The organism is uncultured Microbacterium sp. (genome assembly GCF_963521695.1).
GTDB lineage: Bacteria > Actinomycetota > Actinomycetes > Actinomycetales > Microbacteriaceae > Microbacterium.
In genome coordinates this window covers 1-8,994 of the sequence record NZ_CAUQWC010000146.1, presented here as the reverse complement: position 1 = coordinate 8,994, position 8,994 = coordinate 1, and the positions used below count along the sequence as shown (strand labels likewise).

Sequence of the window (8,994 nt, the reverse complement as noted above, 5' to 3'; positions counted from 1 at the left end):
CCCCGGTTCCCATGGAGTGCTGCCCCCATCCCAGGCGCGCGGTGGATCCGGGGGGGGGTCGTCGCGCTCCCGCCCGCTAGTTTGGGAGCGCAACACTTGCCGGTGTGGCGGAATGGCAGACGCGGGGCACTCAAAATGCTCTGTCGAGAGACGTGTGGGTTCGAGTCCCACCACCGGTACCCGTACAGCATCCCGTGCGATCCAGGGCTAGGCGCCCTTCCAGACTTAGGATGGTTCCGTGACTGATCAAGAAGCCGTTACCGGCAGCGCCCCCGCGGCTCCCCGTCGCGTCGTCGTCGCGGAAGACGAGTCGCTCATCCGCCTCGACATCGTCGAGATCCTCCGCGACAACGGCTACGACGTCGTCGGCGAGGCCGGCGACGGCGAGACCGCTGTGCAGCTGGCGACCGAACTGCGCCCCGACCTCGTCATCATGGACGTCAAGATGCCGCAGCTCGATGGCATCAGCGCCGCCGAGAAGCTCAGCAAGAACCACATCGCCCCCGTCGTGCTGCTGACGGCCTTCAGCCAGAAGGAGCTGGTCGAACGCGCGAGCGAGGCCGGCGCCCTGGCCTACGTCGTCAAGCCCTTCACGCCCAACGACCTCCTGCCCGCGATCGAGATCGCCCTGGCCCGCTACGAGCAGATCATCACGCTCGAGGCCGAGGTCGCCGACATGGTCGAGCGCTTCGAGACCCGCAAGCTCGTCGACCGCGCCAAGGGCCTGCTCAACGAGAAGATGGGCCTCAGCGAGCCCGAGGCGTTCCGCTGGATCCAGAAGGCCTCGATGGACCGCCGCCTCACCATGCAAGACGTCGCGAAGGCGATCATCGAGCAGCTGGCCCCCAAGAAGGCCTGACGAGACGATTCGCCGAATGGATGCCACTGCGGTGGCATCCATTTCGCATTTCCGGGGCAGTGGGGCACAGACCCTTCGACGGGCTCAGGAGCCTCCCGCCGGTAGAGGTGGCTGAGTCCGTCCAAGCCACCGGGACGCACACGCGAAACCGGGCCCTTCGACGAGCTCAGGCTCCTGGGGCCGACGAAAGCTCAGGGTGCGGGGGTCAGTCAGCCCTGCGGTGCGTCCTTGATCAAGTTCGTGATGCGCACGGTCGAGCAGCGGCGGCCCTGTTCGTCGGTCACCGCGATCTCGTGCACCGTCATCGAGCGGCCGAGGTGGATCGGCGTGCAGACGCCGGTCACGATGCCCGACGTCGCGGACCGCGTGTGCGTGGCGTTGATGTCGATGCCGACGGCGAGGCGTCCGGCGCCGGCGTGCAGGTTGGCCGCCATTGACCCGAGTGACTCACCGAGCACCACGTAGGCACCGCCGTGCAGCAGGCCGACCGGCTGAGTGTTGCCCTCCACCGGCATGGTCGCCACGCACCGCTCGACCGTGAACTCCACCCACTCGATGCCCATCTTCTCGGCGAGGGCGCCCATTCCGCGCATCTTCGCCCAGTCGAGTCCGGAGGTGGTGTCGTCTGTCGTCGACGTCATCGTCGCCTTCCTGTCGTCGCCCTGTTCGGGCGGGGCCGGGGGAGTGTCCGTGGTTCTCGTTACGCTGGAGGGGTGACGGATGCCGAAAAGCCTACTCTCCTCGTCGTCGACGGCCATTCGCTGGCGTACCGGGCGTTCTACGCCCTGCCGGTCGACAACTTCTCGACGAAGGACGGCCAGCACACCAACGGCATCTACGGCTTCCTGTCGATGTTCGTGAACCTCGTGAAGGCCGAGAAGCCGACCCATCTGGCGGTCGCGTTCGACACCTCGCGGCAGTCGTTCCGCACCCGCGAATACGCCGAGTACAAGGCCAACCGCAGCGAGTCGCCGTCCGAGTTCAAAGGCCAGATCCCGCTGTTGCAGGACTGTCTCGAGGCGATGGGCGTGCCGGTGCTCAAGAAAGAGGACTTCGAGGCCGACGACATCCTCGCGACCCTCGCCACGCAGGGTGAGGCCGAGGGATTCACCGTGCTCGTGTGCTCAGGCGACCGCGACACCATCCAACTCGTCACCGACGACATCACGCTGCTGTATCCCAACGTGCAGGGGGTGTCGCAGCTCAAGCGCTACGACACCGACGCCGTGGTCGAGAAGTACGGGCTCCCGCCCGCCCAGTACCCCGAGATCGCGGCGCTCGTCGGCGAGACGAGCGACAACCTGCCCGGCGTGCCCAAGGTCGGCGAGAAGACCGCGGTCAAGTGGCTGACGCAGTGGGGGTCGCTGGAGGCCCTGCTCGACAACGCCGACAAGATCACGGGCGTGGTCGGCAACAACCTTCGCGAGCACCTCGACGGCGTTCGGCGCAATCGCACGCTGAACCGCCTGCTGCGCGACGTCGAGCTCCCCGTCGGGCCCGGCGACCTGGCCGTGAAGCCGCTCGACGCGCAGGCCGTGCGCGACATCTTCGCGCGCCTGGAGTTCCGCACCCTGCTGCCGCGGGTGTTCGACGCGTTCGGCGCTGACATGGGCGTTGCCGAAGAGGCCCGGCCGACCGCCACCGCCCCCACTCCGTCGCGCCTCGACGCCGACGCCCTCGCCGCCTGGGTGGCAGCCGCAGAGGGCCCGGTCGGCGTCACCGTGACCCTCGCGGGCGGCGCCCCCGTGCAGATCGGGCTCGCCTCGGCGTCGGCCGCGGCCGAGGCCGACTGGACCCCGGCGGTGCGTGACGCGCTGGCCGGGTGGCTGGCATCCGATGCCCCGAAGGTGTTCGCCGACGCCAAGCCGCAGGTCAAGGCGCTGGCCCGCGAGGGCGTAGAGGTCGGCGGAGTCGCGTTCGACGTGATCCTGGCCGGGTGGCTCGTGCGCCCGAGTTTCCCCGACAAGACGCTCGCCGACCTGGTCGAGCGCGCCCTCGACGAGAAGCTTCCCGTTGCCGACCCGACGCAGCTCGTGCCCGAGACCGAGGGCGCCACCCCCGGTCAGCTGTCGTGGTTCACGCGGCGCGTGGCCGAGGTGCAGCGCACCGAGATGCCGGAGCGCGTCACCCAGGTGCTCGACGACATCGAGATGCCCACGCTCACCGCACTGGCCGACATGGAGCTCGCCGGCGTCGCCGTGTCGCACGAGAAGCTGGCCGGTTTCTCCTCCGAGCTCGGCGCCCGCGCCGACGCACTCGCCCGCGACGCGTACGCGGCGATCGGACACGAGGTGAACCTCGGTTCGCCCAAGCAGCTGCAGGAGGTGCTGTTCGACGAACTGCAACTCCCTAGGACGCGTAAGACCAAGAGCGGCTACACCACCGATGCCGCCGCCCTCGCCGACCTGCAGGAAAGCGCCGACCACCCCTTCCTCGACCTGCTGCTGCGCCACCGCGAGGCGACGAAGCTGAAGCAGATCATCGACGCCCTCGACACCGCGACGGGCGCTGACGGGCGCATCCACACCACGTACGTGCAGACCGGGAGTCAGACCGGACGCCTCTCGAGCACCGACCCGAACCTGCAGAACATCCCCATCCGCACCGAAGAGAGTCGTCGCATCCGCGCCGCCTTCGAGGTCGGCGAGGGCTACGAGACGCTGCTGACCGCCGACTACTCGCAGATCGAGATGCGCATCATGGCGCACCTGTCGGGTGACCCCGGGCTCATCGAGGCGTTCAACTCGGGTGAAGACCTGCACCGGTTCGTCGGCGCGCGCGTCTTCGGCGTCGAGCCTGCCGACGTCACCCCGGCGATGCGCACGAAGGTCAAGGCGATGTCGTACGGCCTCGTCTACGGCCTGTCGGCGTTCGGGCTGTCGAAGCAGCTGCGTATCGAGCAGTCCGAGGCGAAGAAGCTCATGCTCGAGTACTTCGCCCGTTTCGGCGCGGTGCGCGACTACCTGCGCGGCTCGGTCGAGCAGGCCCGCCAAGACGGCTACACCGAGACGATCTTCGGCCGCCGCCGCCCGTTCCCCGACCTCACCAGCATGAACCGCGTGCTGCGCGAGAACGCCGAGCGCGCGGCGCTCAACGCCCCCATTCAGGGCAGCGCCGCCGACATCATGAAGGTCGCGCTGTTCCGCATCCGCGATGACCTGGCATCCGCTCGACTGCGTTCGCGCGTGCTGCTGCAGATCCACGACGAACTCGTCGTCGAGGTGGCGACGGGGGAGTGGGATGCCGTGGAGCAGATCGTGCGGGCGCGCATGGCCGACGCCGCCGAGCTGTCGGTGCCACTCGACGTGCAGATCGGCCGCGGCGGCGACTGGGACGAAGCGGGGCATTGAGCATCACCTCGGTTCGGCGCGTCGCCGCAGCTGGGCGTTCCCCTCGGTCTGCTGCTCGCGAGTGGAAGGCTGGCGATCATGGCCCTCGTCGCCCCGGCGACGCGATACTCGCGTGTGGCTGGCGTGTGCCGTTCGTGCTCATGTTCGGCGACAGGGCCCCGCCCCCGTCGAGCGAACCCGGGAGCAGTTCCCGGGCGGGAGGAGATTGCCGGACGGGAGGACGCCCGATCGGCCCGGGCTCCTCCGCTCCCGGATTCTCCTCCGTTCCCGGGTGCTCCTCCGCTCCCAGGTTCACGTCCACTCCCGGATTCACCTCCGCTCCCGGGTTCTCCTCCCCTCCCGGATCTCCTCGGCTCCCGAGACCCTCGCGGGTCACCCACACCGACTCCCGCCACGGTCGCCCATCACGGCATCCTCGCGACGGGGGTGTGCGCCGCCGCCGCCAGGTGCCTAGGCTCGGAGGATGACTGACGCACAACGCACACCCACGCCGATCGACACGATCGCCGACGCGTGGGTGGACACCCTGGCAGAGCGCGAGCCGACGTTGGCGACCTACATCGGTCGCTTCGAGCACAACGGTCGCTTCGGCGACTACAGCCCCGAGGGAGCCGAAGCTCTCATCGCCGAGGCGCGGTCGACGCGGGCCGCGCTCGCGTCCGCCGAAGCGGTCGACTCGATCGACACCGTCACCAAGATGGATCTGGGACGCGAGCTCGACCTCACGGTGGAGCAGCACGAGGCCAAGACGCACTTGCGCGACCTGAACGTGATCGCCTCTCCCGCGCAGGACATCCGCGCGACCTTCGACCTCATGCCCACCGCGACGGTCGACGACTGGGCGACGATCTCCACGCGCCTGGGCGCTCTTCCCGCCGCCGTCGACGGCTATGTCGCAACCCTCCGACGCGGCATCGCCGAGGGGGTCGTCCCGGCGCGCCGCCAGGTGAGCGAGGTCGCCACTCAGATCGCCCGCTACACCGCCGACACCGGGTTCTTCGCCGAGTTCGTCGGCGACGCCGCCCCCGAAGAGGGACAGCTGCCGGCATCCCTCGCACGCGACCTCTCGACGAACGCCAACGCCGCCCGCCTCGCCTACGACTCGCTCGCGAGGTTCCTGTCGTCGGAGCTGGCACCCGTGGCCGGTGACACGGACGCCGTCGGGCGGGAGCTGTACGCGCTGCACTCCCGCCGGTTCCTCGGCGCCGAGATCGATCTCGACGAGACCTACGACTGGGGTGTCGAAGAACTTGCACGCATGGTCGCCGAGCAGGAGGCGATCGCGAACGAGATCCTCCCCGGCGCCACGGTCGAGGAGGCGGTCGCGTTCCTCGAGAAAGACGAGTCGAGAAAACTCCGCGGCACCCAGGCGCTGCAGGAATGGATGCAGCGCACGAGCGACAGGGCGGTCGAGGAGCTCGGCCGCACGCACTTCGACATCGCCGAGCCCATCCGCAAGCTGGAGTGCATGATCGCTCCGACGAACGAGGGCGGTATCTACTACACCGGACCGACTGACGATTTCTCGCGTCCGGGTCGCATGTGGTGGTCGGTGCCCGAGGGCGTCGACACCTTCGACACCTGGCGCGAGCTCACCACCGTGTACCACGAAGGCGTTCCCGGACATCACCTGCAGATCGCGCAGGCGGTCTACAACCGCGCACAGTTGAATTCGTGGCGGCGCCTGCTCGCCGGCACCAGCGGACACGCCGAGGGGTGGGCGCTGTACGCCGAGCGCCTCATGGAGCAGCTCGGCTACCTCGACGACCCCGCCGACCGCCTCGGCATGCTCGACGGGCAGCGCATGCGCGCAGCGCGCGTGGTGCTCGACATCGGCGTGCACCTGCAAAAGCCCCGCCTCGACGGAAGCGGCACCTGGGACCACGACTACGCGCTGGCGTTCATGCTGAAGAACGTGAACATGAGCGAGGAGTTCGTGCGGTTCGAGGTGAACCGCTATCTCGGCTGGCCGGGACAGGCGCCCTCGTACAAGGTCGGCCAGCGCATCTGGGAGCAGGTGCGCGACGAGGAGCAGGAGCGCCGCGGCGCCGACTTCTCGATGAAGCAGTTCCACACGCGGGCCCTCGACATCGGCGGCGTCGGTCTCGACACGCTGCGTGCCGCCCTGGCATCCACTTGATCTCCCCGAGGGGCGTCGCTTCGGTGGCGCCCCTCGGCGATGCGGGGAATACTCCGCCGTCGCGTAAAGTTCATTCATCCGAATGCAAGGAGACCCCATGGACGACCGTCCCCTCGAGCTCGGACTCGACACCTTCGGAGACATCTCGCGCGGCTCCGACGGGTCGCTGCAGTCGGACGCGCAGACGATCCGCAACGTCGTGGAACAGGCGGTGCTCGCCGACCAGGTGGGTCTGTCGTTCTTCGGGGTGGGGGAGCACCACCGCAAGGACTTCGCCGTCACGAGCCCCGAGATCGTCCTGGCGGCCGCGGCTGCCCGCACGACCCGCATCCACCTCGGAACCGCCGTGACGGTGCTGTCGAGCGATGATCCCGTGCGGGTGTACGAACGCTTCGCGACGCTCGATGCCGTTTCGAACGGACGCGCGGAGGTGATCCTCGGCCGCGGGTCGTTCATCGAGTCGTTCCCGCTGTTCGGCTACGACCTCGCCGACTACGAGCAGTTGTTCGAGGAGAAGCTCGAGCTGTTCTCGCTCCTGCTCGACGAAAAGCCCGTCACCTGGTCGGGTCGCACACGCGCCGGGCTCCATGATGCCGACGTGTACCCGAAGACCGAAAAGGGACTGACGGCCTGGGTCGGCGTCGGCGGCTCCCCGGAGTCGGTCGTGCGCGCCGCGCGCTACGGATACGGCCTCGTGCTCGCGATCATCGGCGGATCGTCGGCACGGTTCCGTCCCTATGCCGACCTCTACCGTCGGTCGCTGCAAGAACTCGGCAGACCGCAGTTGCCCATCTCGGTGCACTCGCCCGGCCACATCGCCGAGACCGACCAGCAGGCGTGGGACGAAGCCTACGAGGGCGTCGCCGAACTCAACACGACGATCGGTCGCGAGCGCGGCTGGCCCGCGTACAACCGCCTGCGGTTCCAGCAGGACGTCGGGCCCGAAGGGGCGATGTACATCGGCTCGCCCGAGACCGTCGCGCGAAAGATCGTCGCCACGGTGCGGGCGCTGGGCAACACGCGCTTCCAGATGAAGATCGCCAGCGGCTCCATCTCGCACGACCGTCTCATGTCGAGCATCGAGCTCTACGGCACGCGGGTGCTGCCGCTCGTTCACGAGATGCTCGCCGACAGTGACGCGCGCGTCACAAGCGACGTCTCCGGCATCCGGTGACCACCAGCACCGACGCCGTCCGGGTGTCCGAACGCCTCGATGCGCTGCCGTTCACGCGCCGGCACGCGAAGATCCTCGGCGGGTCGGGTCTGGGCTGGGCGCTGGATGCCATGGACGTCGGGCTCATCTCGTTCGTCATTGCCGCCCTCAGCGTGCAGTGGCAACTCGCGCCGACCGAGGCGTCGTGGATCGCGTCGGTCGGATTCGCCGGTATGGCGATCGGCGCGAGCGTCGGAGGGCTGCTCGCCGACCGCTTCGGTCGCCGCCACGTCTTCGCGCTCACCCTGCTCGTCTACGGTCTCGCGACGGGTGCGAGCGCCCTCGTCGGGGGACTCGCCGCCCTTCTCGTGCTGCGCTTCGTGGTGGGGCTCGGCCTCGGCGCGGAACTCCCCGTCGCCTCGACGTACGTCAGCGAATTCGCCCCGGCGCGCATGCGCGGGCGACTCATCGTATTCCTCGAGGCGTTCTGGGCCGTGGGGTGGACCGCCGCGGCGCTCATCGGCTACCTCGTCGTGCCGTCGTCGGCGGACGGCTGGCGCTGGGCCTTCGCACTCGGGGCGATCCCCGCGGCGTACGCGCTCATCGTGCGATGGGGCCTTCCCGAGTCGCCTCGGTGGCTCGCCTCGCGCGGACGCAACGCCGAGGCCGTCGTCATCGTGCGCGATCTGGAGGCCGCGGCCGGTCGCGTGGCCCTCGAGGCGTCGACCGAGGGTGTCGCGGCATCCGCTCCAACCGCCCGACCGAGGGTGAGCGCCCTGTGGGCGCCGGAGCTTCGCGCTCGCACGGTGAGTCTCTGGGTGCTGTGGTTCTGCGTAAACTTCTCGTACTACGGCGCGTTCATCTGGATCCCGACGATCCTCGTCGCCCAGGGCTACGACCTCGTGCGTTCCTTCGGCTTCACGCTCATCATCACGCTCGCGCAGCTGCCCGGGTACGCCGTAGCCGCCTGGCTCATCGAGACGTGGGGCCGGCGCGCGACGCTGGCGACGTTCCTCGCCGGCTCGGCGGTGGCGGCGGTGCTCTTCGGGACCGCGTCGGGCGAATTCGCCGTGATCGCGACGGGCATGATGCTGTCGTTCTTCAACCTCGGCGCCTGGGGCGCCCTGTACGCGGCGACTCCCGAGACCTACCCCACGACGCTGCGCGCGACCGGGGCCGGCTGGGCCGCCGGGGTGGGGCGCATCGCGTCGATCATCGCCCCTCTCGCGGTGCCGCCGCTGCTGGGCCTCGGCGGGGCGCAACTGCTGTTCGTCGTGTTCGCGGCGTTCTTCGCCATCGCGGTGGTCGCCGCGCTTTTCCTTCGGGAGCAGCGGGGGCGTGCGCTGGCGTGACGGTCACGTCCGCGATCGGCATCGCGGCCTGACGGTCGCGTCTCGCCGTTCCGTTGAGTGTCCACGACACGCCGCACCGTCCCGGCACGCGCGGCGTGTCCTGGACACTCGGCCGAGGGGAGCAGGCGTGCACGCCCACC

Annotated in this window: 6 protein-coding genes and 1 tRNA gene; 6 read left to right on the top strand and 1 reads right to left on the bottom strand. The window is 69.3% G+C overall.

Annotated elements, in window-relative coordinates:
* Window positions 1-98: 98 nt before the first annotated feature.
* Together RWP81_RS11240 and RWP81_RS11235 are read left to right on the top strand one after the other, a co-directional pair.
* Window positions 99-179, top strand: a tRNA-Leu gene (locus RWP81_RS11240).
* A gap of 59 nt (window positions 180-238) precedes the next feature.
* Window positions 239-859 carry an ANTAR domain-containing response regulator gene (locus tag RWP81_RS11235; protein WP_055954901.1) on the top strand — a complete coding sequence of 207 codons (621 nt, stop codon included), beginning with the start codon at window positions 239-241 and terminating at the stop codon, window positions 857-859.
* A 209-nt stretch (window positions 860-1,068) separates the two neighbouring features.
* On the opposite strand, the gene RWP81_RS11230 is transcribed toward RWP81_RS11235, so the two are convergent.
* Window positions 1,069-1,500 carry a hotdog fold thioesterase gene (locus RWP81_RS11230; RefSeq protein ID WP_314456137.1) on the bottom strand — a complete coding sequence of 144 codons (432 nt, stop codon included), beginning with the start codon at window positions 1,498-1,500 and terminating at the stop codon, window positions 1,069-1,071.
* 72 nt (window positions 1,501-1,572) lie between these two features.
* Here RWP81_RS11230 and polA point away from each other — a divergent pair, with 72 nt between their 5' ends.
* From polA to RWP81_RS11210, 4 genes are all read left to right on the top strand, one after another.
* Complete coding sequence (gene polA, locus RWP81_RS11225; RefSeq protein WP_314456135.1) at window positions 1,573-4,209, top strand: DNA polymerase I; 2,637 nt, start codon at window positions 1,573-1,575, stop codon at window positions 4,207-4,209.
* A 463-nt stretch (window positions 4,210-4,672) separates the two neighbouring features.
* On the top strand, window positions 4,673-6,349 hold the full coding sequence (locus tag RWP81_RS11220; protein ID WP_314456133.1) for a DUF885 domain-containing protein: 1,677 nt from the start codon (window positions 4,673-4,675) through the stop codon (window positions 6,347-6,349).
* A 97-nt stretch (window positions 6,350-6,446) separates the two neighbouring features.
* Window positions 6,447-7,523, top strand: a complete 1,077-nt coding sequence (locus RWP81_RS11215; RefSeq protein ID WP_314456131.1) for an LLM class flavin-dependent oxidoreductase — start codon at window positions 6,447-6,449, stop codon at window positions 7,521-7,523.
* Window positions 7,520-8,854: an MFS transporter gene (locus RWP81_RS11210; RefSeq protein WP_314456129.1), complete on the top strand. Its 1,335-nt coding sequence runs from the start codon at window positions 7,520-7,522 to the stop codon at window positions 8,852-8,854. Before RWP81_RS11215 ends, RWP81_RS11210 begins: the two co-directional genes overlap by 4 nt.
* The last annotated feature ends 140 nt before the right edge of the window (window positions 8,855-8,994 follow it).